Genomic DNA, 26847 nt, shown 5'->3' with positions numbered 1-26847 from the left:
GCTTTAATTGTCAGACCTAAAGCCAAGGTAGCGCTCGCTATCGCTTGATTTTTTATAAAAAAGGCGCTCTAACCCTTGGTTAAAGCGCCTTTTATTATCTCTTAAGTGGCTAAGCTTTTAATACGTTGTAAATAGGCACTGGAAACTCATCGTGCAACTCGACCAGATCAAGTAGCACCAAAGCACCCACGACCGTGTGCTCAGCTGACTTACACAGCTCATAAGCTGTGGTCAAAGTGCCGCCTGTCGCCAAAATATCGTCCACCAATAACACACGTTCAGGAGGTAAGTTGTTTTGCATCTCAAGGGTGTCTTTTCCATACTCCAGTGCATAGGCTTTATTGGCCACAGGTGGCGGCAGCTTACCCGGCTTACGCAGCAATATCATACCCTTACCCAAGCGACCCGCCAACAAGCTTGCAAATACAAACCCCCGCGCCTCAACAGCCCCTAGGCAGTCCACCTCGTCCATCAACCCTTCAGGCAATGCTGCTAATAGCGCATCAATGGTCTCATCAATATAGTTACGTAATAATGGCGTGATGTCATAAAAATCTATCCCTTGTTTGGGGAAGTCTGGTACTGTACGAATAATCTGCCAAAATGGATGATCAGTATTTAGCACACTCGTAGAGCCGGCTTCTGCACTGACAGATTGATTGGTAGGCGTGGGGTTTATAGGATGAGAATCAGCAGATGGTGTAGCGGCGGTAGCGCTCATAATAGCCCTTTACTTTCTTAATGACAGATAACAATAATAAACTGGGGGATTGTACAACAAACTCTATAATAAAACGTAAGAATCAGCATCATTATCATAGCATATCTTGGATTATCTGCGTGACGTGCCTATCAAATAGTGCGTATTATTTGCTTGTAGGACCTGTTAAACGAATTTTTGCCATGACTTGATTTAGAGTTATTTATCTCAATATACAAGTGTAAACTTAACAACGTAAAGTATCGTTATATGATAAACTACGTTCGTTTTTATATACCCTTATTAATAGGGTCTGCTTGATGAGTAAAACTGATAGGATTATGTATGAAGCGTTATGAATGTATTGTTTGTGGCTGGATCTATGATGAAGAGTTGGGCTGCCCAGAAGAAGGCATCGCTCCTGGTACCAAATGGGAAGACGTCCCTGATGATTGGATCTGTCCTGAGTGCGGCGTAGGTAAATTAGATTTTGAGATGTTAGAGATCTAATATAGGAGATCTCATGAAAAATTCAAATGATCAATCACCATTAATTCAGCCCAATCAGTCGGTCGATGCTGACCTACCTGACGTGACTATCAACTATCCAACGCCTGAATGGCAGCAGTTTGGTGAGCACTATTGGCGTCAGTCTGATTTAAGTGAGCACTTACATCAAGCGATGATTGATATTGGCGATGGTATTGAGTTGTGCGTCGAGGCAGGCGGTAACCCTAAGAACCCATCGTTACTGATGGTGATGGGCCTTGGCTCACAGATGATTTTTTGGCCAGATGACTTTATTAAGCGTCTGATTGATGCTGGGTTTTTTGTGATTCGCTTTGACAATCGTGATATTGGTCTGTCTTCCAAAGTACGTATCGATGGCTTACCACGAGTCAGTCAATTTAAAATGATGCTGCGTTTGCAAACTGGTCTGTCAAATAAAGGACAACAAGTCGCCTATAATCTTACTGATATGGCCGAAGACACGGTACGACTGATAAAAGCACTGCACCTTGGCAGTACGCATTTGCTTGGTGCTTCGATGGGCGGTATGATTGCCCAAATTGTAGCAGCACGTTATCCAAGTCTAGTACAGCGTATGGCATTGCTATTTACCACCACCAACCGTGGGTTTTTGCGGCCGCCCAAGCCACGGCAGCTGTACACTCTAATCAATCGACCAGAAAGCCATTCAGAACGTGACATCATACGTCATAGCGTCTGGTTTATGAAGACCGTGGGCACCCCCGGCCATGTCAATGTCCGTACGGTGCGTGAGATTGCCAAACTCCGTTACCAACGTAACTTTCATCCTTTAGGGGCTGTACAACAACTGAACGCCATCTTAGCATCAGGCAATATTAGCCGCTTCTCAAAGCAAGTCAAAGCGTCAACCATCGTGATTCACGGTAGTGCTGATGGCCTATTGCCTCCATCGCAAGGCCGTGTCGTGGCAAAGACTATTCCAAATGCTAAGTTTCATCTGATAGAAGGGATGGCGCATGATATCCCTGCCTACTACCAGCCTTACTTGGTGGATTTGATACGTAAGCATCTGTTAGATGAGGATCAACACTTTATAAACTAAATATTGACTTAACTATCAATCATTTACTGAAGTTTAGTTTAGCAAAAAAAACGCCAGCACATAGATACTTATCTATATATTGGCGTTTTTTATACTTAGGTCTGACCATTGAAATATCAGCTTGCTTCATCACAGTTTACCTTAGTCACAGCTTACATGGTCACCTTCTTTATTGATGCATAGCTTTCTGCCGTTTTTTAGATTGCCTACCCAAGCTTTACCTTCTTTAAAGATAAAAGCAGCGGCGCCTTTGTAGTTATCGTCAGCCTGCACCCCTTTTTGGTCAAAGCGGAACGGAATGACCAGCTCACCGCCTAAGTTGACAAAGCCCCACTGATCTTCGATCCTTACTGCTGCTAGGCCCTCAGAGAACCCTCGCACCTCATCAAACGAATAGGTAATCATGGTCACCTCATTATCGTCCACAAACCCCCAGCGGCCGTCTTGTTGATGCGGTTGTAAGGTGGTAAAGGGTCTTAGCTTGGCTGTGGTTGCTTGGTCATAGGGCGTTTGCAATGCTTGTTCATTTACAGTATTGGGATCGCTGGTTGGATTGCCGCTTCTATCCACCCAACTGCTCGCTTGGTTTTTGTGTATCTGCGCTATGCCGCCCTTGTAGTCATCAATGCGGTTGATTGCAGACGAAAAAGGGACGATGGTTTGATTGCTGGTGTTGATCACTCCGTAACTGCCATTTCTCTTGACCACTATCCGCCCTTCAGACACAGGACGTGCCCAACTCTTGCCTTCTTTGATCATGTCGTACATGGTTGGTACTACTTCACGGCCTTGCATATTGAGATAACCCACACGGCTATTACGCAATACTGGTAGCAGCCCTTCTGATATTTTATTGCCATCGACTTGCTGATAGCGTGTTAGATCAACCACCCTTTTGCCTTTATTGTTGATGATGGCGACAGGTGCGCCAAAGTCTTTGACAGCCAAGAAGTGACCACGGCTAGAGGTACAAGAGACATTCTTATAATAGCTTTTGGGCAGTTTACAGCTGGCAGCTTGTGCGCTTGGCAAGGCAAATACTGCACTCACAAACACACTGATAGCAAGGGTTAAGCGTCTGTCCAACAGGTGTCTAGACAGAGATGTAGTAGATGCTTTTGATGGCTTTATTAGGGGCGGTGCTGACATAATCTAACCTGATTGATGGACATTGAGACAATATATAACTGCATATAGCTGCTTAATACAGTGGATTATAAAAATCATTATAATCGGTTATTAGCATACTGCTTTTGTTTTAACTTGGCTATAACATTTGGCATTTAGCTTTAACCATCTATACTTGGTATGAGTTATCATAAGATACCTCTCATGCATCATTCACATGTTGCTATAACTGTGCATAAAACGTACCCTATCTCTTTTTTTACTAAACGCTATTGCGGTAAGGACAACTTATGGCTATCGCATCCTCACGCTCTGCCTTGATTGGCTTAATTATCGGCTGTATTATTTTTGGTTTAGGCAGCTTAATAGTGGCGCATGTCGACATTGGTGGCTGGGCGATGTCTTTTTGGCGACTGACTATCTCCGGGGTTATCTTTACTGTCTTGGCCAAAATGACGGCACAAAAACTACCACGTGCTCGTCGGGCCATTATATTCGCATTACTATCAGGCGTGTTTTTGGGCTTGGACTTGGCGCTTTGGCATGAAAGTATTTATGCTGTCGGCCCGGGTATCTCGACGCTGCTAAACAGCTTACAGATATTCTTTTTGGCAGCCATTGGGTTTTTGATCTTTAATGAACGTCAGTCTATCGTCCAGCTGCTCAGTTTGGTTTTGGCTATGTTTGGGGTGGCGATGATTGGCAGTCCTGAGTTTGCTCATAACTCAGAGGCCACCTGGGGTTTTATCGCAGGTATCGTTTCTGGCGGTATGCTGGCCGCGTCCATGACTTTTATTCGTAAGACACATGATGCCGAACCAACACCTATATTTGTACTGATGCAGCTCATCAGTATCGGCGGCGGGCTTGCTATGGTGATACCGATGTTAGTGTTTGATATGGGCAATATCATGCCAAACACCTGGTCAGAGTTGGGTTGGGTGCTGGTATATGGCGCAGTGATGCAATGCCTAGCATGGGGACTGATCGCCTACTCCATTCCCAAGCTGTCATTAGCGCTGACTGGCTTATTGCTGTTAACTGAGCCCATTGCGGCTTTGATTATCGATTATAGCTGGCTGGACAAACCCATCAACTCGCTTCAGTGGGCAGGGGCATTATTGACTATGTTTGCTATTTACTTGGGCTCCTTAAAACCAAAGCCTCGTGCACTGCGACGTTATCGGTTTTTTTCTAGGTTTTATAAGCATCGATATAAGTAGCAGAGATGCTCACACTCTTAAAGCCAGTGGGTCAAAGAACCCACTGGCTTAATGCGGCATCTACTAGAGGATAATATAGTCCATCCTAAATACAAGTGGCATGCACTATGCCACTTGCTAGGTCAATCTAGTCTTTTTGACGATTAAATAAAGCATTTAATATAATTGCGGTCAAAGTGGCCGTTCCGATACCACCTAGATCAAAACCACCTAAATGTAAGCTAAAGTTGCCCGTGCCCATAATAACGGTGACAGCAGCAATGATTAGGTTACTGTTTTTACTAAAATCAATGTGGTTGTCTATCCATATTTTTACACCTGCAATGGCAATCAAGCCAAATACCACGATAGAAGCACCGCCTAATAATGCTGCTGGTATGGTTTGAATAATCGCACCAAACTTTGGTGATAAGCCCAGCAAGATAGCCACTAGTCCTGCTACGACAAAGATAGTGGTGCTATAAACCTTGGTCACCGCCATCACGCCGATGTTTTCGGCATAAGTCGTCACCCCTGTGCCACCAAACCCCGCTGAAAATGTCGTGGCTACCCCATCAGCAAAAAACGCACGGCCCATATATGGGGTAACACGAGCTTTGGTCATGCCTTCTACTGCTTTGAAATGCCCAAGGTTTTCAGCCACCAGAATAAAGGCCACTGGCGCAATGAGTACAATCGCACTCATCTCAAAGCGCGGCGTATGAATGCTCGGCAAACCAAACCACGATGCAGCTGCTACACTGGTAAAGTCAATCGCTGTGCCAAAGCCTAGCACATTCGTCATCACAAAGTAGGCAGCATAGGATAAAACCAAGCCAACCAATAATAACAAGCGTCTGAGCATACCACGGGTAAATACAGCAACACTGCTGATGAGTAATACCGTCAATGCTGCCATCCAAGCATCAAACTGGTTGGCTGACACCCCTTGAATCGTAACAGGTGCCAAGTTGAGCCCGATAATCATCACGATTGCCCCCGTCACGACAGGTGGCATCAGCCGCTCAATCCAATCTGTGCCTGTCTTCATGACAAGTAGGCCTATGAGCGCATAAATAATACCACAAGCCATGATGCCGCCTAATGCAACATCTAAGTTGGTATTAAAACCTACGCCAGCATAAGCCGTCACCGCAATGACAGGACCAATAAACGCAAAACTTGATCCCAGGTAGCTCGGCATCCGCCCGCCTGTAATCAAAAAGAACATCAGCGTACAGATACCGGACATCAAAATAGCCAAGTTAGGGTCAAAGCCCATCAATAAAGGTGCAAGTACCGTTGCGCCAAACATTGCAAAAGTGTGTTGTACCCCAAGCAAAACACTCTTTGATGGAGAGAGATACTCATTGATGCCGACAGGGTTCTTGTCAAGATCTCCTTGATAAGGTCGCCACGTTGGAAACCAGCGACCATTATCAAAATCTGGGTTGTCTATAAGCTGCATCGACGCTGTGTCATTGACAGTCGACGTGTGCGCAGTGGCAGAAGATGACTCTTGAGCGTTGGTTTCAGATTGAGCGGGGTGCTCTGAGGGAGGTGTCATGCGCGGTTTCCTATGTGCTAATTTACAAATCTGCTAGATTCTACTAGATGTATTTGCTCAGATATGTTCTACTTAACCCAACGCTTAGGTTGTTTGTGTCATCGTATATTTTATAATGACCAGCGCCTTACAGGATGTTACATAAGCGTTGATGCCGAGCATCATAACGGAATTTAATAATAAACAAAAGATATTATTCTCCCATCATCTTTACTATCACGTTTACATAACCTCATAGACAACGTTGAATCTTCGTTCTTAGATCACAAGGTTTCTGAGTGATATTTGTCCTTTGTGTGGCGCTTGCATCAGAGTCTGTTTAACATTCTATAACACCCCCTATTTATATTTTATCTCGCATTTTGCTCACTTTAATGGGTAACGTATTATGATTAGTGTTTTTGATTTATTTAAAATTGGTATTGGCCCATCAAGTTCACATACTGTAGGGCCTATGGTAGCGGCTAATCTGTTTTTGACCTTTTTATCCAAACAAACAAAGCTGACTGAGGTCACAGCGGTAGAGATTGAGCTATATGGATCTTTAGCAGCAACGGGCAAGGGTCATGCAACCGATACAGCCGTACTGCTCGGCCTGCTGGGCCATACGCCTAGTACTATTGATACTCGCCTGACCAGTGAGTATTTGACGCCTATATTTTCTAACCGACAGCTCAATCTCTCTGGCGAGCATACCATTGCTTTTAATAGTGACCGTGATATCCATTGGTATGGTGATACCGTTCTCCCCTACCATCCCAACGCCCTAACTATTCGAGCGATATTGGCAGATGATACGAGATATCAGCAAACCTATTACTCCATCGGTGGTGGCTTTGTGATCAATGAAGACAATGCCAATAACCCAGATGAGGATCAGGCCAGACCCAATATTGATATCGCTCCCTATCCTTTTAGCACTGGCGCAGAGCTCCTCGAGCAGTGCCGTGAGCATCAATTGAGTATCAGCGAAATCGTACTCGCAAACGAATGTCACTATCGTGATCAGACAGAGGTATATGCCTACCTAGACCGTATCTGGCAAGTCATGCAAGATTGTGTCAAGCAAGGCTGTGAGAATGCCGGTATTTTGCCGGGTGGTTTGGATGTCAAGCGCCGTGCTCAAGATTTACACTTACAACTGCTGGCAGAAAAAGATCAGCCTATCTCCAAAACTGATAAACTGGCGGCAATGGACTGGGTAGACTTATACGCACTTGCTGTCAATGAAGAGAATGCCAATGGTGGCAAAGTAGTCACCGCTCCGACCAATGGCGCAGCGGGCATTATTCCAGCTGTACTTCACTATTATCGTGATTTTTTATCAGATTATAGCCCAGATGGGGTTCGTAGGTTTTTGTTAAATGCGACAGCGATTGGCGGCTTAATCAAACAAAATGCCTCTATCTCTGGGGCTGAAGTAGGTTGTCAGGGCGAGGTGGGCTCAGCCTGTTCTATGGCAGCCTCAGGGCTAGCAGAGCTGATGGGCGGTGACCCTGCCAAGTGTCTTAATGCTGCAGAGATTGGTATCGAGCACAACTTAGGCCTTACCTGTGATCCGATTGGCGGTCTTGTACAAGTGCCTTGTATCGAACGTAATGCTATGGGCGCTGTCAAAGCAGTCAATGCCGCCCGCCTAGCCTGCCGTGGTAATGGACAGCACTTTGTCTCTTTTGATAAGGCCATAAAAACAATGAAACAAACTGGGGCAGATATGTCAGATAAATATAAAGAAACGGCAAGAGGTGGCTTGGCCGTATATGCAGATAACCGCATTCCTACTGCGATGCATGGCGTCAGTGTCAATTACAGTCAATGTTAACCTCAAAGCTCAGAATTTTAGGTTTTTAAATCGTCTCAAAAAAGCCGCTAAAAAATTAGCGGCTTTTCTTCTATTTACGATCTATAGTCAAGGAATTTTAAAATCGCTACCAGGCGACCGACCGCAGATAGTACATTAAGTACATCTAGGGCGGGTAACACCGTAGCGGCTTAAAAGTACTCCGACTATATTATCTATGATAGTCGTAATGAAATATTACTCAATAGCTTATCTTATTCAGCAGTTTTTGAGATCACTTCATTTAAGTACCATACTGGCTTAACCACACCTGCAGCCTCATCAGCCACTGCTTCTTGACGGACGTCTAAGACATAGCGATAGCCTGGCTCATAGGTAAACCCTTGGATGTCACCGTTAAAGGTGGTGTAGTTTCTTTGGTGAGTTTGACGGAACTGCAAGCACTCAGCCTTAATCATCTCACCGGTAGCAGCCTGTACTTCACATACTGCTTTGCGCGGTGCAAGCTCGACTTTTAGGTTTGGAATATTAACGACTTTAACATCCATCGCCTGACCTTCTACTACCATCGTACGCTTATCATCTAGGTTCATAGTAGAACAACCTGCTAGAGCAAATGTTGTCGCCAATGCTGCAATCGCTAACTTTTTCATATTATTTCCTCAGTTATTTATTTAATTTTATTATAAGCACCTGTTAATACTGATATGTATAGCCATCATGTCACAGCTAAAAACAGATAACAAATGATGACACAGGTATCATTAATACAGGTATCATTAATAATGCTGTCAATAACGACTATATATCAATAGTGCGTTTTTACAACACCACTTATTGTTGTACTTCAATAAGTATAGGGCTTGCACCATCCTTTCCTCTATGACTGCTTTGTAACATAACGTCAGTGTTTGCAACTCATGTTAAAAAACGTACTAGCTGCGATAGTCAGCATTAATTTTGACATAATCATAGGATAAGTCGCAGGTGTAGACCGTGTCCGTAGCATCGCCACGAGCAAGGTCAATATGAATGGTGATCTCAGGACGGCTCATCACCGTCTTGCCCGCCTCTTCAGTATAATCAGGTGCGACACCGCCGTTTTGGCAAATCATCACCTCATCGAGATAGACATCGACTTGTTCAGTATCAAGATCTTCGATGCCTGCATAGCCGACAGCAGCCAATATACGCCCCCAATTGGCATCACTGGCAAAAAACGCAGTCTTTACCAATGGAGAATGTGCCACCGCATACGCCACATCGCAGCACTCTTGCGTTACTTTACCCCCTGTCACCTTGACCGTCATAAACTTAGTCGCGCCCTCACCATCACGCACGATCAGCTGTGCTAAACGGACAAACACTGCGCTCAAAGCATCAAACAGCGGTTGATAGTGTGGGTGCTCTGGACTATCGATGACCTCCAAGCTTGCAGCGCCTGTCGCTATTAATACACAACAATCATTGGTAGAGGTATCACCATCGACAGTGATACGGTTAAAGGACTTTTCATTAATCGCAACCAACATCTCTTGCAACAAATCAGCTGCGATATTGGCGTCTGTCGCCACATAACCGAGCATGGTCGCCATGTTTGGACGTATCATACCCGAGCCTTTTGACATTCCGGTAATATGATAACTGGTATCTGCAACATCGACTTTTTGGCTGGCAAGCTTGGGGATGGTGTCCGTGGTACGAATACCGTTAGCCGCGGCCAACCAATTATCAGCCGCCAGTGTGTCTAGTGCTTCATCTAGTCCTGCAATCACCGCCTCACTGTTTAGCGGCTCGCCGATGACACCGGTTGAGAATGGCAACACTGTCTTGGTATCGACACCAGCTTTACTGGCTAAAGCTGCGCATATCGCTTCTGCGCGGCGTACTCCGTCAGCGCCCGTGCCTGCATTGGCGTTACCTGTATTGGTCACCAAATAGCGTGGGCTGGCATGAGCAAAGTGCTCACGAAGGACACGCACAGGCGCAGCGCAAAAAGTGTTTTTTGTCGTAACCACAGCGCTGGTTGCCGTCTCAGATATCTCGACGACCACTAAATCATCTCGATCTTTGTAGCGCACACCTGCAGCGGTGGCACTTAATTTGATACCATCAATAGCATATATCGTCTCAGGTATTGCCACATTTCCGACAGCCATAATCTTATCCTTATTTATTTACGTTTATCTTATTAAGACTTATTAAAATCAAATGACGACCAAATTGGTGCATGGTCTGAGGGTTTTTCCATACCACGTAGCTCATAACTGATGCCAGCATCGACAGAGTGCCCCTGCAAGTCTGTAGTACACAAAATATGATCAATCCTCAAGCCACGTTTTGGATCATCATTAAACCCACGGCTGCGGTAATCAAACCAGCTATACAGCTCTGTACTGTCTGGATAGTGCAGACGATAAGTATCCAAAAGCCCACGAGACATGAGCGTCTCGTACCACTCACGCTCCTCTGGTAAAAATGAGGTTTTGCCTGTTCTCAGCCAGCGCTTGGCATTAGCCTCGCCAATACCAATGTCTATATCTTCTGGAGCAACATTCATATCACCCATGATAATGAGTGAACGGCCTTCTGCTTTTAGAGTATCAATATAAGCTGTCAAATCAGCATAATAAGCACGTTTCATAGGGAATTTGGTGGGATGGTCTTGGTGCTCACCTTGAGGGAAGTAGCCATTTAGCACATCAATCTCACGACCTTGTAGCAGATAGCGTGCATGGATAAAACGCTTTTGTGCCTCCTCATCTTCACCAGGAAAGCCCTTCTGCACAAAAATGGGCGCTACCTTTGACAATAAGGCCACACCATAATGAGCTTTTTGTCCAAAATACTCAACATGATAGCCCAAGCTCTCTACATTTTTTAACGGAAACTGCTCATCGTGCACCTTGGTTTCTTGTAGGCCCATGACATCAGGGTCTATCACCTCTTTTATCGCTTCGAGCTGATGTTGACGAGCGCGTATGCCATTAATATTAAAACAAACAAAACGAGTCATGCATTATCCTATATGAATTGATTCAAATTTGATTAAGGGCTTTGTTTTAAGAGAGACTATAATAACAGACCTAAGCCAACCTGCTGTTGCGTGACCCATTATCTTCAGCTACAGTAGCAAGCCAAGCCTGTTGGTTTTTTTATAACAAAAGATACAATAAGCCCTACCAGACAAACGATATGAGCCAAACTATGACCACGACAACACCAAACACCATGACCTCACCGCTATTTTCTACTGATTATCATGTCTACATTAACCATACCGATGCTGGTGGCATAGTCTACCATGCCAATCATCTTGTGTTTTTTGAAAACTGTCGCCGTGATTGGTTTACTAAGCTTGGCTTAAGTGGTTACTTCATGCACTCTGACACAGGTCAGGTTCAACACTTTGTCGTCAGTCAAGCACAGCTAAAGTACAAAAAAGCCATCTTATTAGATGAAACCATTGATGTTCGTATTGATAATGTCGAATTAAAACCTGCCAGCATTGTGTTTTATCAAAGTATTCATCGTCGTCTGCCAACAGACACTGACACCAACCACCCTCCTCTTCAACACACTTTACTGAGCAGCGGTAAAATCGTCATCGCTTGTGTGCAAAATCAAATCAAGCCTGAACCTTCCTCAACCGATGGCTTTAGTACGCAAGCTGCCACCGCACCGATGCAGCCGATACGTGTACCAGAAGCGCTACATAACACCATTCAGCAAGCCATTACGCAGCACAGTCATAACAGTGACTTATACAGTCAATCCTAAATAAAACCGGCATCTTCTCTGTCATGTGCTGCTCACATTAACTTTCCTTGCGTGCTGTGCCTACGCCGACAGAGGCTGCAAAAAATTAATACCAGCAGCACTGTACCTACTCTAACGTGTATTCACTATAAGTATACTTAAACTTAATGGTTTCATTATCTAATAATAGTCAGCAGTTCATACCATATTAAATGCCGCCAGTCGAATATATATTGACTTACTCGTCAATGTATTTGCTGTTTTTTATATCATAGCCCGTTTTGTCATGCTAACATGGCTATAAATTACATTTTTGTTACCTTCATGTAGGACTTAGTTACATTAGGTAATATGTGATTTATACCCATTTAGATCTCTGTGAAGAATATGAGTAGAGCTCTTTTCTAATACTTCCTATGACTAAAATTGAGGACGTTGGCAATGACCGTGACTAAGCCTTGGCTAGATCATTATCCTTCTACTGTACCAAAAACGATCGACCCAGATCTATATGGCCATTTAATAGAGCTGTATGAAGAGAGTTTTGAACGTTTTCGTTTTCATCCTATGAGTATCTGTATGGGCGTTACCCATACTTATGATGATATCGATAAAGCTTCACTCGCTGTTGCGGCATGGCTACAAGCGCAAGATCTTCCCAAAGGCAGCATCGTGGCGCTGATGATGCCAAACGTACCACAATATTTACCCATAATGATTGGTATTTTGCGTGCAGGTTATGTGTGCACCCCTATCAATCCGCTATACACTGGTCGTGAGCTACGTCATCAGCTCAATGATTCTGGTGCTGAAACTATATTTATCGTAGATAACTTTGCTCAAGCCCTTGAGCAAGTGGTCGGCGAAACCGCTATCAAACGTATCATCCTATCAAAAATGGGCGATATGATGGGTCTCAAAGGCATTTTGGTCAATACGGTCATTCGTCAAGTCAAGCGCTTGGTTCCCAAATATAGCCTTAACGACTCTAGGCTGGAGGTGACTAAGTTTCCCGATGTGCTCAAAACAGGTAAAAACCTAACCTTTGAGCGGCCAGAGATGGTCTTAACCCAAAAAGCCATATTGCAGTATACTGGCGGTACGACAGGCCTCTCAAAAGGCGCTGTTTTAACCCAACGTAATATCGTGGCCGCCGCCCTGCAATCAGAAGTATGGTATCGCCCTGTTACCTCTGAGATCGATGAAGTATACATCAATATGGTTATGGCATTGCCGTTGTATCATATTTTTGCCTTCATGCTGAGTCTGCTTGGTATGCGCTCAGGCTATACCTTTATTTTAATACCAAACCCACGTGATATTTCAGGTTTTATAAAAACACTCTCCAAGCAGCCTTTTCATATATTCCCAGCCGTTAATACTTTATTTAAAGGTCTGCTTGACCATCCAAACTTTAAAAACCTAGATTTTAGCGCTTTACGTATCTCACAGGCCGGCGGCATGGCAGCAACTGAACAAACTGCAGCACGTTGGCTGGAGGTGACAGGCTGTGCCATGATTGAGGGTTGGGGAATGACTGAAGGCGTTGCTGTAGGTACAGCAAATATCGTCACAGATCGTACATTCAATGGCACAATTGGCATACCTGGACCAGGTGTTGATATTATCGTCATCAATGATGATAACGAGCGTGTCGGTATCAACCAAGCAGGCGAGATGTGTATTAAAGGACCTAATGTTACCTCTGGCTATTTTAATCATGATAATAAAGACATCTTTACTCATGACGGTTATTTTCGCACTGGTGACATCGTCAGTATGGATGAAAAAGGCTACTTCACCCTACTGGATCGCAAAAAAGACATGATCCTTGTATCAGGGTTCAATGTTTTTCCTACCGAGATTGAGTCTGTCATGCTGAACTGTGAAGGTATCATCGATTGCGCCGTTATCGGGGTCCCAGATGACCGACAAGGAGAAGCCGTTAAGATGTTCGTTGTGCCGGCAGACGACCATGTGACTGAAAGTGTGGTCAGATACTTTGCACTAGATAATCTGACGGGCTATAAATGCCCACGCTATATTGAGTTCGTCGATGAGCTGCCCAAAAGCAACGTTGGTAAAGTACTGCGCCAAAAACTGCGTGAGCAACATACGACTGAGCACGCCTAAAGGTACATTTACTCAGCAAGAAATAAGCCCTCTACTTTCACTGTAGAGGGCTTTTTGTGGTTTACTAATAGGTCAACTGGCTCAGTGCTCAACTCATTTTATTGACAACACTCAATGGCAAGCGTTTCATCGCTTGTCCGACGATTGACCATGGTAAGCTTGGTACACAGGCTTCTGCCACCCCAGACTCAATCGCAGCCACAATGGCTTGAGTACCTGTATCAGCATCCACCTCAAATGGTAAGGGCTTGGCATTGGTATTAATCTCAGTACGAATATAGCCTGGATATATAGTAGACACCTTGATAGGGAGTTTTTCTAGTAACATATCAGCACGAATACCTTCTGCCAAATACGCTAAGCCAGCTTTACTTGCTCCGTATGTGGTCATGTGTTTGGGCAAACCACGCATCGCTGACATACTCGATATCACCACCAAATGACCTGTGTTTTGAGCACGAAATATCTTCATGGCCGCTTCACATTGGGCCAATGCCGAGACAAAGTTAATCTCAGCGGTACGGCGGTTGGTATCAAAGCGCCCTTTGCCAATACGGCGACTTTCTCCCACACCGGCGTTGACGATGACCCGATCGATGTGCCCAAAATCAGTGGTAAAAGCATCAAACACTTCAAATAGCGCTTCATAATCAGCGACATCTAGCACACGATACTCAATACGAATATCAGCGTAGCGCGCCATTAGCTCAGACTTTAACTGCTCTAGACGTTCAGTACGGCGGGCACATATGGCTAAATTATAACCAAGACTGGCAAATATCCGTGCCATCGCCTCTCCAAGACCTGAGCTGGCACCTGTGATCAAAACAGTTTTACCCAGCCCAACTTGTGACTTGGCTAAGCCTTTTAAATAACGGGCAGGCTGAATGGCACTTAACGTCTGATCTCTACCTTGCTTGGCAGTCTGTGTCATCAGATGCAGGAGTTTGTTTTGCATAAGCAGTCCTTTATATAATCAATATCGTTCAAGAATAATGCGCTGATAAAATAGCAATAGAAACGGACTCTTTTATTATAGTGTCTATATTTCAGCAGTGAAGTGCAAATATGTATCATCGACACCTTATAGACACAGCACATTTAACACCTAGCATCACCACTGTTACTTTTTTGGGAGTGGCATGGCATTAACGCCAAGTGACAAAGCGCTTGCCCTCATGAAATAAATGGCTGTATTCGTTTAGTGATAATAACTGTGGCCCTTGTTTTCTTACGGTAATCGCAGTCACACCAGTATTTACCAGGCTTTTATTGATTTGATAAGCGGTCTGGCTGCCTTGTCGTAGCAGGTGCGCTGTAATCGCCGCAATCACTCCGCCTGAGGTAAAGACCAATACCGTACTGTCATGCTGTAAATGCTTGAGTTGTAAGACTCGCTTGCGTACATGATCCAGCGCTTGCTGAGCACGGCCATTAAACTGCGACCAACTCTCTAGATAATCCTCATCGTTTTCCCCTCCATACCAGCGCTGCAAGGCCAAATCAAACAATTCAGCCAAGTGAGTTTGTGGCTCCTCTGCTTGGGCAATCTCTGCTGCGATAGCGTCTTGAGTGATAAAGTTAGGGTTGGACTTAATGAGGACGTCTTTATGATTAAACTCATTAAATGCATCAATCACATAACTGTCAGGCGCGCTTAAGTCTAGTACTGACAGCACCTGATTTGTGTTGACGGAGGGCTGATAGGCTTCCCAAAAGTGCCGTGCCGAATCCTGTTGCCTTGATAAACTACCCGTAAATATCGCATCGATACGACGCTGCGTGGCCGCATAGTGCTGACCAAGCAGCCTCGCCTGCAAACCACCCAGCTCTGAGAGCTGATCGTAGTTTTGCTGTCCAAACGAGGCTTGACCGTGACGAGCCAAAAGAATAGTTGTCATAATCATACTGCCTGTGTTTATAAGTACTGTAATGGTTTGAATACGCTAATCAGATGATTGCTCAAAATAGCTTTTGGGTAGTATGCTTTTAATAACACTCTGCACGGGACTGGGTAGCTTCTCAATCGTAGCACTATCGACCCCCATGTCTTGTAAATGCGGCTGCACGTGACTGCTAAATAATGCTTCACCTTCATACTGCGCAATCAGCTTGAGACATTTGGCGTGTAACACGTGATTGATAATCCAAAAGTTTTTGAAGGCAGGGTTTTTTGTTTGCTTGTGGTAGTAGCGATAATAAATCTGCTGCACGATGCCAGCTAAGCGAAACAAACCAAAGACTTCATAAAACGTCCAGTTGTCTACCTGCAAGCCTGTACGCTCCAGATAATACTCAACCACCTCTTGCCGAGTCATCATACCTTTTAGATGAGTCGGCTGACGGCGTGATTGTTGCATGATGATGTTGTCATCTTCCTCAATCCAATACGCCAAAGCGCTGCCTAAATCCATCAAAGGATCGCCTAAAGTCGCCATTTCCCAATCGAGCACACCTATCACCTTGGTTGGGTCGGCAGCGTCCAAGATGACATTGTCAAAACGCCAATCGTTGTGAATGATGCAGGTTTTGATATCTGTCGGGACATGCTTATTGAGCCACTGGCGCACTACGGCAAAGCTTGGTACGTTAGGCGTTTTTGCCTTAACATAACGCTTGTCCCAGCCACTGACTTGCCGCTCACAATAACCTTGCCCTCTGCCTAGTGCTAATAGGTCAGGATTGCCTTGATAATCCACCTCATGTAACTCAATTAAAGCGTCGATAACATTGCGGCACAGCTCACGAGTTTGCTCAGTATTTAGACTGACCTCTTTAGGTAGGTTGGCACGAGGAATAATACCCGCCATACGCTCCATGACATAAAAATCGGCCCCTATGACCGCCTCATCAGTACATAAAGCCACCATGTTGGGCACATAGGGATAATCTTCTTGTAACGCCTTTTGTACCGTATATTCACGCACCATGTCATGCGCAGACTTGGCTTTGGTGCCTTTGGGCGGACGACGTAAGATAAGGTCGTGGTGCTCGTACTGTAAGCGATACGTCCAGTTTGATGCCCCTCCTGAAAACTGAGTGACCGTAGGCTCACCGGTGACTTCCACACCTTGCTTGCGCAGCCAAGTACTGACTGCTTGGGCATCAAGAGCCTCTCCTTCTCTTACTGGTCCACCGACATCGACTGCTTTTTTATTGTTTGTGACGTGACTGTCTGCGGCATTGTTTGCTGTTGCCATGTGATGTTCCTTATCATCTGGTTGTTTCAGTGGCTTTATAATCAAAGCCACTTTATGTCTTTATTCAAAGTAGCTTCTATAAATCAAACTATCAGTCAAAACTTATTGCTTAGGCTATTTTGATAGCTGACTTACTACCCTTTAACGTTTGAGGCGATAACCTTCACGCTTTAGCTCTAGTTTGGCAATCATGGTTTTGTGCACCTCGTCAGGACCATCGGCCAAACGTAGTGCCCGTGCTTGTGCATAAAAGCTAGGCAACATAGTATCTTGGCACACACCCATACCACCATGTATCTGAATGGCCATATCGACGACCTCTTGTAGCACAGTGGGAGCAACCACTTTAATCGCTGATATCTCGGTCAGTGCCGCTTTAGTGCCTTGGCTGTCCATTTTTTGTGCGGCATACAGAGTCAGCAGACGAGCTTGGTCTATCTTGACCCGAGCATCGCTAATACGCTCGAGGTTGCCACCTAATTGCAATAAAGGCTTGCCAAAAGCGCTGCGTTGCATACCACGATGAATGGCAAGCTCTAAAGACTTTTCGGCTGCACCGATACAGCGCATACAATGATGAATACGGCCTGGTCCCAAGCGGCCTTGAGCAATCTCAAACCCCATGCCTGGCCCGCCGATGAAGTTTTCGATGGGTACACGGACATCAGTAAAGCTGACTTCGCCATGACCATGTGGGGCATCATAATCACCAAACACTTTAAGCATACGCTCAATTTTGACACCGGCTGTCTTGGCAGGCACGAGCACCATCGAATGCTGATGATGACGGTCTTTGCTTTCATCAGGAGTGTAGGCCATGACGATCAATACATCGACGGCAGGATCACCAAGGCCCGACGACCACCACTTGCTCCCATTAATGATGACCTCATCACCATCGACCACAGCCGTCGCCTGCATATTGGTCGCATCACTAGAGGCGACATCAGGCTCCGTCATACAAAACACCGAGCGCGTCTTGCCTGCCAACAATGGCGTCAACCATTTATCTTGCTGCTCGGTACTGCCATAACGCCACAACAGCTCCATGTTGCCACTATCAGGCGCATTACAGTTAAAGACATAAGGCGCAAGCACACTACGTCCTGTCAGCTCTGCAATCGGAGCGTAATCAGTAACCGATAGTCCTGCACCCAGGTTTTCATCAGGTAAAAACAGGTTCCACAAACCTGCGTCGCGCGCTTTTGCTCTCAGAGTCTCATACGCTTTTGGCCACTGCCAGCTTTCCCAATGACCATCAGGGTTTTGCTCATGACAGTCTTGCCAAAACTGCGCTTCTATCGGCTCGATATGCGTTTCTATGAAGGCTTTGACTTGTTGATACATAGCCTGACCGTGCGCCGTGGCACTAAACATAGTTTGGGATGTATTGGTCGTCATTATTATAGTCCTCTTCCTTGTTGAATACTGTAGGGCTTACTTCCCTATAGTTATATCATAACCCTTATAACGAAACAGAAAAAAGGTGCGACCGGTTAGGCCACACCTTTAGGTTGTCAACACACTTTAAGAACCCAGGTTTTATTTTAAAATATTTAAGCGACTGTTAAAGTCAAAGCGCATCAAGGCTTCTGGGAGCTTATCAGCAGCGACATTGAGCGTCGCTTCGGCAGCCTGTGCCAGACCTAGCTTTTCGGCCAATGTTGGCTTTTGGCGTGAGTGCAGAGCATACACCTGACTGCTATCCATCAACTCTAAAATATAGCTATCTGAAGTCTGTAAGTTATCCACTAAGTTTAGCGCTAAAGCGTCCTCACCGTACCAATGCTCACCAGTTGCCACCTTAGCCAAATCTAACGTAGGACGATAAGTATTGACAAAATGCTTAAACAGCTGATGGGTTTGCTCAAGCTCTTCTTGGTACTTAGCCCGATCTTCTTCATCGTTTTCACCAAACACAGTCACCGTACGCTTATAATCTCCTGCGGTAAACATCTCGTAATCAACGTCATGATTTTTGAGCCATTTATGAAAGTTTGGTAACTGCGACACGACACCGATAGAGCCAATGACTGCAAACGGTGCTGCGATGACCTGATCTGCGACACAAGCCATCATATAACCACCACTGGCAGCGACTTTATCGACGCATACGGTGAGTTTAAGACCAGCTTCTTTTAGACGCACTAACTGCGCCGCTGCTAGACCATAGCCATGCACTAGGCCGCCTGACGACTCAAGACGTACTATAACCTCATCTCCCTTATTGGCCGTGCTAATCAAAGTGCTGATCTCTTCACGTAAGTGCTTTACTGCTGTCGCTTTTAGGTCGCCATCAAAATCAAGCACAAACACCTGCGCCGCTTTACTTTTACTCTTGGCTTTGTTTTTTAAGGCTTTCTTGGCCTTTTTTGCCATGCTCTTTTTGAGCTGCTTGAGTGCTGCTTTACCTTGTGTCGCTTCCATCAGGTCTTCACGGCGCTTTTCTTGGTTTTTATTAAGATGCAGTACTTTGAGTTCAACAGGGTTTTTGGGCGGATGAAATAGCATAAAAATTCCTTCAATAAAATATAAGAGATGAGGCGATATATTTAGTGTTAGACTGATATGCACGCACGAACTGATGTTTTCAAGGTTAAAGGCGTTATTTAACGTAGCGACCATTTAACTTACTCCCTGATAGCTGCATAGCATAGGATTAGTCACCACCTATTTATGTCTTGTGAAGGCTACTTTGCCACTGAATATCGTAGGATTACGTCTGTACAGTTGTATAACAAAAGTACTTTAGGCATAATATGCGCTTACATTTATTTCTATGCAGCCAACGTGACGAGGTTTTATCTTGATCACGTTTTATTTGCTATTTTTTAATCACGTCTTAAATCACATTGACATAAGACACGCTACATAAAAATAGCAGCGCCATTTAAGTAAGCCTATACTTAACAACTGATCAAAGCTCACTGCTTGCCTATTGGTTTTGATGCCATGATGGTTGGTCTTGAGCCAAGCACAAAAAGACAGCATGGGTTGAAATCAAATAGCGCTGGCTGCATGATTGTATACTAAACTGGTATATAGTGAATACACTTTAAAAATGACATAACGCTACTGGGATGCTTGCTGTTCAAAATACAGGTTGCGCTGATCGAACGACAACAGCACGCAAGGAACATTTACACCAATAGTGCGTCTGAATCTATAACCATTTTATTTTTAATTGACTATATACTAAACTGGGCTGACAACTGGATAACTAATATTATGACGCAAAGTACTATGACGCATGGCTCCTACCGAGATGAATACTGCGGAGCCGTAACCGAGAGCTTTATCGATCAAACCATCACTATCGTAGGTTGGGTACATCGTCGCCGCGATCATGGTGGGGTGATTTTTTTAGATATGCGTGATCGTGCGGGCATTCTGCAAGTCGTCATTGACCCCGATACACCAGAAGCCTTTGCCACTGCCGATGCTGCTCGTCCTGAATATGTGCTCAAGATCACTGGCCGTGTGCGTCGTCGTTATGAAGGCACTGAAAACCCAAATATGACCAGTGGTCAAATCGAGCTTTTGGGTAAAGAGATTGACGTGTTGGCTAAGTCTGAAACTCCGCCTTTCCCACTAAATGACGAAAACACCACCGTATCAGAAGATCTGCGCCTAAAGTATCGTTATCTCGATATGCGCCGTCCACAGATGCAAGAGCGTATGGTGTTCCGTGCCAAGGCCACCTCAGCCATTCGTCGCTATTTAGACGATCATGGTTTCTTAGACGTTGAAACACCTATCTTGACTCGTGCTACGCCTGAAGGCGCTCGTGACTATCTGGTGCCTTCTCGTACCCGTCCTGGCAACTTTTTTGCTCTACCGCAATCACCACAGCTATTTAAGCAGCTATTGATGGTGTCTGGTTTCGATCGTTACTATCAGATTGCTAAGTGCTTCCGTGATGAAGACTTACGTGCGGATCGTCAACCAGAATTTACCCAAGTCGATATTGAGACCTCTTTCTTAAATGAAGAAGAGATCATGAATATCAACGAAGGTCTCATCAAGCACTTATTCAAAACCATGATGGATGTAGAGCTGGATGACTTTCCACGCATGACGTATAGTGATGCCATGCGTGACTATGCTTCAGACAAGCCTGATTTACGCATCCCTTTAAAGTTGATCGACGTTGCTGACCTTATGCAAGAGGTCGACTTTAAAGTATTTGCTGGCCCTGCTAACGATCCTAAAGGACGTGTGGTGGCGCTGCGCATTCCTAATGGTGCCGCTCTGACTCGTAGACAAATCGATGACTACACCAAATACGTCGGTATCTATGGCGCACGTGGCTTGGCGTATATCAAAGTCAATGATGTAAGCTTGATCAACAATGGCGTCGATAAAGACTCTGGCCTACAATCACCCATCATCAAAAACATGACTGACGAGGTGTTAGCCAGCCTAGTCGAGCGCACTGACGCACAAGACGGCGACATTATCTTCTTTGGTGCTGACAAAGCCAGTATCGTCAATGACGCCATGGGCGCACTACGGGTGAAGATTGGCCTAGATCTTAACATGACCACTTGTGACTGGGCACCGCTTTGGGTCACTGACTTCCCAATGTTTGAACAAACTGACGATGGTCATTGGACCTCTATGCACCACCCATTTACCAAGCCTAAAGGTTCAGTAGATGAGCTAAAAAACAACCCAGAATCTGCGCTCTCGATCGCTTATGATATGGTGTTAAATGGTACTGAAATCGGTGGTGGTAGCTTACGTATCAACACGCTTGAGATGCAGCAAGCCGTATTTGAGGCACTTGGTATTGATGAGCAAGAAGCAGAAGACAAGTTTAGCTTCTTACTCGACGCCCTAAAGTTCGGTGCACCGCCGCACGGTGGTTTGGCATTTGGTTTGGATCGTCTGATCATGCTGATGGTAGGCGCAAGCTCTATTCGTGATGTTATTGCCTTCCCTAAAACCAAAACTGCTGACTGCCCGCTGACACAAGCACCAGCACCGGTTGATAGTAAGCAGCTGCGTGATCTTGGTATCCGTGTGAGAGAAAAAGCACAACCTACTGATAAGCCTACCCAATAATAGGCCACATAATGAATGGTTTGTTTTTACAGCGTTGTCTTTTACTGTGCAGCCTTGCCGCTTTTAAAAAGCGGCAAGGTCAGCTGCTGCGACGTGAAAAGCTATGAACCCTTATCAAGTTTTCAAATACGTGCCACTGTCTGTATTACAGGCACTGGCACGTTTTGTCGCTTACCTCATCATGCGCATGCCTAATGCCAGCCTGACCCGAGCGATCAAGATCAATTTATCCTTGGTTGCTCCCACATTATCTGCTTCTAAAAAACAAAAACTGACTAAGAATATTGTGCTTAATCAATGTCTTAGCAGCGTCGAGTCGGTAAAAAGCTGGGCCATGTCTCCTGAGTGGAGCATTAAGCAAATCCGAGAGGTCCATAACAAAGATATCTTAATGGAAGGCTTAGACAACCCAAATGGTATGCTGGCTATCGTACCGCACTTAGGCACATGGGAGATGATGAACGCTTGGCTGAATCAGTTTGGCGCACCAACTATCATGTATAAACCCGTTAAGGGTAATATCACCAATGAGTTTGTGTTGCAAGGGCGCGCACGGCTTAATGCTACCTTAGTACCGACCGATGCCAGTGGTGTCAAAGCAATATTTAAGACCCTTAAACAAGGTGGCTTTAGTATCATCCTACCCGATCATGTCCCTGAGCCGTCAGGCGGCGTGGTGGTACCGTTTTTTGGTATTGAGACCTTGTCCAGTACACTGGCCTCAAAGCTCGCCAGTAAAACCAAATGTGCTTTGGTAGGACTGTCCTGCATTCGCCGTGACGACGGGCGGGGATTTGATATTCACTGTTATAAGCTTGATGATCCAGCACTATATGACCGTAACGCAGCTACTGCTGCTCATGCACTCAATCAAGCGATGGAAAGTATGATCTATGACAGCTTTGACCATTACATGTGGGGCTACAGGCGCTTTAAGCATGTACCCATCATAGAAGACCCTTATCGCGTGGATGAGACTGCTCTAGCTGACTTTATTCACGCTCATCACAATAATAACAATCGTAATGAGCAAGCTAACAATGACAGCTCAACGAATCTTAGCAAAAGCAGCAAAGACAGCTAATACGAAGACTTAGACGTACAGTAAATAAGGTTTATGCTAAAATCAGTACCATTCTATTTGTCCTTCTTTGATATCAATAAGAGTCTATTATGACCATTGACCCAACTAAACCTCTAGTGGCAGAGCAAGAAACATCTACAGACGCTAGCACACCTGAGCAGCGCTATATCATCTGTATGAAATGGGGTGATAAATACGGTCCTGAATACGTCAATCGACTGTATAATATGGTCAGCCGCCATCTGACATTAGACTTTCAGATGGTTTGTCTGACTGATGACAGCACAGGTATTGACCCTGCCGTGACCTGTTATCCGATTCCTGAAATGGATCTGCCAGCGGGCCCTGAACGTGGCTGGAAAAAACTCACCACCTTCAAGCCTGAGCTGTATGACCTTAAAGGGGTAGCACTGTTTTTGGATATTGATATCGTTATCGTTGACAATATAGATGAGTTTTTCGCCTATGAAGCTAAGCATGACGATAGTGTGGTCATCATTCGCGACTGGAAAAAGCCTTGGCGGATGATTGGTAACAGCTCAGTCTATCGCTTTAAAGTTGGACAAAACACCTACCCTGACCTATTATCAAACTTCGAACGTAACTTTGATAGCATTCGCACGCAGGTGCGTCATGAGCAAGCTTATCTGTCTAACTACTTGCGTGAGCATCATCATCTAGAGTATTGGGATAAAAGATGGTGCGTGAGCTTTAAGTATCAATGCATTGCCCCTATTCCATTTAATCTGGTACGTGCCCCGATGCTACCTGAGGGCGCAAAAATCGTCATCTTCCATGGTGAGATTAATCCGCCCGATGCGATCAAAGGCGGTGGCGGCAAGTGGTATCGCCATGTGAAGCCGAGTCCTTGGCTTGAGGAGCATTGGCAATGAAAGCACCTAGATCTAAACTCGCCAGTTTCTTATCTTTAAATCAACATCGCAAACGTTTGGGGGCAGCTGATATTGCAAATAGGCTTGATCAATTAAACTGGGATAAGTTACGTGATAGCATTATTGATGGTGACAAACTTGAATATACCTATGGCTCTGATAAGGACTTACAAACACATCTTGCTAATCTAAAACGTGAGTTTGTTGGTCATTCAGAGCTTGAATATTATCATGCAACTTTGATTGTACTGATACGTCGTGGTTTTAAAGTTGACGAAGAATTTAAAAAATTTGAACAGTTATGGTATGAGCATAAAGAATTTCTAATACAAAAACTCAATACCCGTTGGCTAATCTCAGCTTGCGATACCTTTATCGATCACAGTGACGATGATTACTTAAAATCTCTATTGATGAATGCGGTTATTTTAGTTAATACCATTAAAATGCAAGAAAGTGAGCGCTATTTAACGGCAACTGAGAATGCTAAAGCCGATGATTCACGCTACAGCTCCTTGCAAAATGAAAGACTTGCTTTGTTTGACGGTATTGCAGGATTTGCTGTGGGCACAGATGATACCTTACGTAATATGCGCTGGCGGTTAGATAAATTAACACAGTCTCACCCTTTAGGGGGGTTACTCATCGAAATATTTGAACGAGTCCAAAAACCTAATGCTGATACTGTGTATTCTCGATTTCGTGCTTTGCATACTCGGGATAAAACTGCTTGGTGGACGGAATAAAATCAATGTCAAATCAATCAAATATAACAGCGTTAGTCATTAACTTAAATAGCGCAGCAGAACGCTGGTGCTTTCAGGAAAAACAATTAAGCCATCTTAAGATCAACTATCATCGTCACGCAGCAACATCTGTAGATGACTTAACAGATGCTACGTATGAAAAGTGGGCTAATGACTGGCAACGGAAACTGAGACGTACCGAAGTGGCTTGTTTTTTAAGCCATTACCGTGTTTGGAAACATATCGCTAATAGCGGGCAAGCGTTTTTGGTTTTAGAAGACGATGTCTTACTGTCTGAGCACCTTCCTGAAGCCTTAGCAGTCTTAGAAAACAATCAGTCTCTTGATTATGATCATATTACTTTCGAAACTAGAGGCAGAAAGAAGCTTGTTACTAAACAAAGTGTCTTAGACTCAGAACACTTTAGCCTGCACACTCTATTTCTAGATAAAACAGGAGCAGCAGCTTATCTTCTAACCCCAGCAGGAGCAAAGAAGCTGATTAATCAAGTAGACAAGAAGGGTGCGGGACTAGCTGATGCTCTTCTGTGCCATACTAAGACTCTTAAAAAGTTACAAGCTGCGCCTGCTTTGGCTATTCAAATGGATATGGCAAGTCATTATAAAATGTCCAGCCTTGAACAACCATCTGTTGCCAAAAGCAATATTTCTACAGTCATCCATTCTAAACCTACGGCAAATAGCCTATCAGATAAGCTAACATTTAAATCTAAGCGCTTAGCTGCTCAGGTAGATATGGGGCTGATTCAAGCTCGCCACTCTAGTCAATCTAATTATATTGAAATAAGACCAAATGAAGATGAGTTTGCCTACTTATCTTATTTACTTAAAAATTAATTGACTCTTTTTTCATTAGGATTCTAAAGTCTGAAGATATTTTTGAGCAACACTATCAGGTAGCAAACCTACGTCAAAGCTACTACTAAAGCTTTCAGGACTTTCACTAATCTCATTCAATTTAGCAGATAAACTCTCTATATCACCTATCTTCACTAGGTTACTCTCAGGAAGAAGCTCTCTTGGTCCAGATTCACAGTCTGTACTTATAACTGGCACACCTAAAGCCAAAGCTTCCGCTATTACAATGCCAAACCCTTCATAAATTGAAGAAAGCACCATCGCATCAGCATTAACTATCAAAGGATAAGGATTCGGCTCAAACCCACAAAATATAACCTTATCTGTGACACCTAGCTCACTGCAGAGGTTTTCACATTCTTGTTTAAGCTCTCCCTGCCCTACCAGTAGCAATGGTTTTCTCTGATGACTCCTCGCATAAGCCTTTATCAAGTCCATATGATTTTTTTGAGCTTTAAACTTTCCGACATGAATGAGATAACCCTGCTTGAGTAATGGATACTGAATGATTAATTTGTGTAGTATATCCAACTGCTTAGCAGATTTTAAAATAAACTCTCTATCAATTGGGTTATGAATAGCTGTAAGTGAGCTTATCTGTTTGACTATACCTTCGAAGTCCTGCTTCACACCTTGACTAACTGCTACAATGTTCTGATTTGAATATACGTTTTGTAGCGCTTCATTCGTTAAATAGGTATGGATACTCTTTTCCTTAGATAAGGTGTTATGTATTACAAACAACTTATTAGGCAACTTACTATATGCTAGGACCTGATCCACCTGCCATAAATTAGATATCAAAAGCGCAGGTGTATCAGTAATATTATTTTTTACATATTTATCGAACACTCGAGCAAACACCTTATTTCGGATATACTTAGGCATCCATCGATAAGACTGATAAGATAAAAAATGCAAATGAATATCTGATACTTCATAGTCAACTTGATTTTTGAAGCAAACAATATGAGGTTTGTAGCCTAGCTGTTTGAAACCTTCAGCAAGCGTCAATACAAAGCGTTCAGCTCCTCCGCCTTGTAGGCTAAAGATAGTTAATACAATATTTTTATCATCATTATGAGTCATGAATTT

At 44.3% G+C, this 26847-nt stretch carries 23 protein-coding genes; 11 read left to right on the top strand and 12 right to left on the bottom strand.

Annotated elements, in window-relative coordinates; translation table 11 throughout:
- Window positions 1-109: 109 nt before the first annotated feature.
- Window positions 110-721: an adenine phosphoribosyltransferase gene (locus J3492_RS07800; protein WP_243453165.1), complete on the bottom strand. Its 612-nt coding sequence runs from the start codon at window positions 719-721 to the stop codon at window positions 110-112.
- A 324-nt stretch (window positions 722-1045) separates the two neighbouring features.
- Between J3492_RS07800 and J3492_RS07795 the strand changes: the two genes are divergently transcribed.
- The gene (locus J3492_RS07795; protein WP_207991241.1) at window positions 1046-1210 is read left to right on the top strand and encodes a rubredoxin; all 165 of its coding nucleotides are present in this window, start codon (window positions 1046-1048) and stop codon (window positions 1208-1210) included.
- Between the two features lie 82 nt (window positions 1211-1292).
- The gene (locus J3492_RS07790) at window positions 1293-2294 is read left to right on the top strand and encodes an alpha/beta fold hydrolase (protein ID WP_341534100.1); all 1002 of its coding nucleotides are present in this window, start codon (window positions 1293-1295) and stop codon (window positions 2292-2294) included.
- A 141-nt stretch (window positions 2295-2435) separates the two neighbouring features.
- Here J3492_RS07790 and J3492_RS07785 read toward each other — a convergent pair whose 3' ends face one another.
- Window positions 2436-3443 (bottom strand): WG repeat-containing protein, encoded by a 1008-nt coding sequence (locus tag J3492_RS07785; protein ID WP_207991239.1) that lies wholly within the window; start codon window positions 3441-3443, stop codon window positions 2436-2438.
- A gap of 269 nt (window positions 3444-3712) precedes the next feature.
- Between J3492_RS07785 and J3492_RS07780 the strand changes: the two genes are divergently transcribed.
- Entirely contained in the window at window positions 3713-4645 is a 933-nt protein-coding gene (locus tag J3492_RS07780; protein WP_207991238.1) for a DMT family transporter, read from the top strand.
- Between the two features lie 127 nt (window positions 4646-4772).
- Here J3492_RS07780 and J3492_RS07775 read toward each other — a convergent pair whose 3' ends face one another.
- Window positions 4773-6092 (bottom strand): solute carrier family 23 protein, encoded by a 1320-nt coding sequence (locus tag J3492_RS07775; RefSeq protein WP_207991309.1) that lies wholly within the window; start codon window positions 6090-6092, stop codon window positions 4773-4775.
- A 484-nt stretch (window positions 6093-6576) separates the two neighbouring features.
- Here J3492_RS07775 and J3492_RS07770 point away from each other — a divergent pair, with 484 nt between their 5' ends.
- Window positions 6577-8013: an L-serine ammonia-lyase gene (locus J3492_RS07770; protein WP_207991306.1), complete on the top strand. Its 1437-nt coding sequence runs from the start codon at window positions 6577-6579 to the stop codon at window positions 8011-8013.
- A 233-nt stretch (window positions 8014-8246) separates the two neighbouring features.
- Here J3492_RS07770 and J3492_RS07765 read toward each other — a convergent pair whose 3' ends face one another.
- The 3 genes from J3492_RS07765 to xthA form a co-directional block, all read right to left on the bottom strand.
- Complete coding sequence (locus J3492_RS07765; protein ID WP_207991237.1) at window positions 8247-8645, bottom strand: DUF4377 domain-containing protein; 399 nt, start codon at window positions 8643-8645, stop codon at window positions 8247-8249.
- A gap of 282 nt (window positions 8646-8927) precedes the next feature.
- Entirely contained in the window at window positions 8928-10151 is a 1224-nt protein-coding gene (argJ, locus tag J3492_RS07760; RefSeq protein WP_207991236.1) for a bifunctional glutamate N-acetyltransferase/amino-acid acetyltransferase ArgJ, read from the bottom strand.
- A 32-nt stretch (window positions 10152-10183) separates the two neighbouring features.
- Window positions 10184-11008, bottom strand: a complete 825-nt coding sequence (xthA, locus tag J3492_RS07755; RefSeq protein ID WP_207991235.1) for an exodeoxyribonuclease III — start codon at window positions 11006-11008, stop codon at window positions 10184-10186.
- A 191-nt stretch (window positions 11009-11199) separates the two neighbouring features.
- On the opposite strand from xthA, the gene J3492_RS07750 reads away from it, so the two are divergent.
- Both J3492_RS07750 and J3492_RS07745 read left to right on the top strand, forming a co-directional pair.
- A complete protein-coding gene (locus J3492_RS07750) occupies window positions 11200-11772 on the top strand; it encodes a hotdog domain-containing protein (RefSeq protein WP_243453163.1) in 573 nt (190 codons plus the stop codon).
- Between the two features lie 420 nt (window positions 11773-12192).
- Entirely contained in the window at window positions 12193-13884 is a 1692-nt protein-coding gene (locus J3492_RS07745; RefSeq protein WP_207991233.1) for an AMP-binding protein, read from the top strand.
- Between the two features lie 88 nt (window positions 13885-13972).
- Here the strand turns inward: J3492_RS07745 and J3492_RS07740 are convergent, their stop codons facing one another.
- The 5 genes from J3492_RS07740 to sohB all read right to left on the bottom strand — a co-directional run bounded on the left by J3492_RS07740 (window position 13973) and on the right by sohB (window position 19595).
- Entirely contained in the window at window positions 13973-14725 is a 753-nt protein-coding gene (locus J3492_RS07740; protein WP_207991299.1) for an SDR family oxidoreductase, read from the bottom strand.
- Between the two features lie 307 nt (window positions 14726-15032).
- Window positions 15033-15785 carry a histidine phosphatase family protein gene (locus J3492_RS07735; RefSeq protein ID WP_207991232.1) on the bottom strand — a complete coding sequence of 251 codons (753 nt, stop codon included), beginning with the start codon at window positions 15783-15785 and terminating at the stop codon, window positions 15033-15035.
- A gap of 45 nt (window positions 15786-15830) precedes the next feature.
- Window positions 15831-17084, bottom strand: coding sequence for a phosphotransferase family protein (locus tag J3492_RS07730; RefSeq protein WP_207991231.1), 1254 nt, complete (start codon window positions 17082-17084; stop codon window positions 15831-15833).
- A 141-nt stretch (window positions 17085-17225) separates the two neighbouring features.
- Entirely contained in the window at window positions 17226-18461 is a 1236-nt protein-coding gene (locus J3492_RS07725) for an acyl-CoA dehydrogenase family protein (protein WP_207991296.1), read from the bottom strand.
- A 165-nt stretch (window positions 18462-18626) separates the two neighbouring features.
- A complete protein-coding gene (sohB, locus tag J3492_RS07720) occupies window positions 18627-19595 on the bottom strand; it encodes a protease SohB (RefSeq protein WP_207991230.1) in 969 nt (322 codons plus the stop codon).
- Between the two features lie 732 nt (window positions 19596-20327).
- Here sohB and aspS point away from each other — a divergent pair.
- The 5 genes from aspS (at window position 20328) to J3492_RS07695 (ending at window position 25731) form a co-directional block, all read left to right on the top strand.
- Window positions 20328-22151, top strand: coding sequence for an aspartate--tRNA ligase (gene aspS / locus J3492_RS07715; RefSeq protein WP_207991284.1), 1824 nt, complete (start codon window positions 20328-20330; stop codon window positions 22149-22151).
- Window positions 22152-22254: 103 nt separating this feature from the next.
- The gene (locus J3492_RS07710; RefSeq protein ID WP_207991229.1) at window positions 22255-23235 is read left to right on the top strand and encodes a lysophospholipid acyltransferase family protein; all 981 of its coding nucleotides are present in this window, start codon (window positions 22255-22257) and stop codon (window positions 23233-23235) included.
- A 176-nt stretch (window positions 23236-23411) separates the two neighbouring features.
- Window positions 23412-24128 carry a glycosyltransferase gene (locus J3492_RS07705; RefSeq protein ID WP_207991282.1) on the top strand — a complete coding sequence of 239 codons (717 nt, stop codon included), beginning with the start codon at window positions 23412-23414 and terminating at the stop codon, window positions 24126-24128.
- Window positions 24125-24874, top strand: a complete 750-nt coding sequence (locus J3492_RS07700) for a hypothetical protein (protein WP_207991228.1) — start codon at window positions 24125-24127, stop codon at window positions 24872-24874. Before J3492_RS07705 ends, J3492_RS07700 begins: the two co-directional genes overlap by 4 nt.
- Window positions 24875-24879: 5 nt before the next feature.
- Entirely contained in the window at window positions 24880-25731 is an 852-nt protein-coding gene (locus J3492_RS07695; RefSeq protein WP_207991227.1) for a glycosyltransferase family 25 protein, read from the top strand.
- Between the two features lie 15 nt (window positions 25732-25746).
- Here J3492_RS07695 and J3492_RS07690 read toward each other — a convergent pair whose 3' ends face one another.
- Window positions 25747-26841, bottom strand: a complete 1095-nt coding sequence (locus J3492_RS07690; RefSeq protein WP_207991226.1) for a glycosyltransferase — start codon at window positions 26839-26841, stop codon at window positions 25747-25749.
- Window positions 26842-26847 lie beyond the last annotated feature (6 nt).

It is taken from the genome of Psychrobacter coccoides (assembly GCF_017498085.1).
Lineage (GTDB): Bacteria > Pseudomonadota > Gammaproteobacteria > Pseudomonadales > Moraxellaceae > Psychrobacter > Psychrobacter coccoides.
The sequence above is the reverse complement of the archived record's forward strand: the minus strand, read 5'-3'. Positions and strand labels throughout refer to the sequence as shown.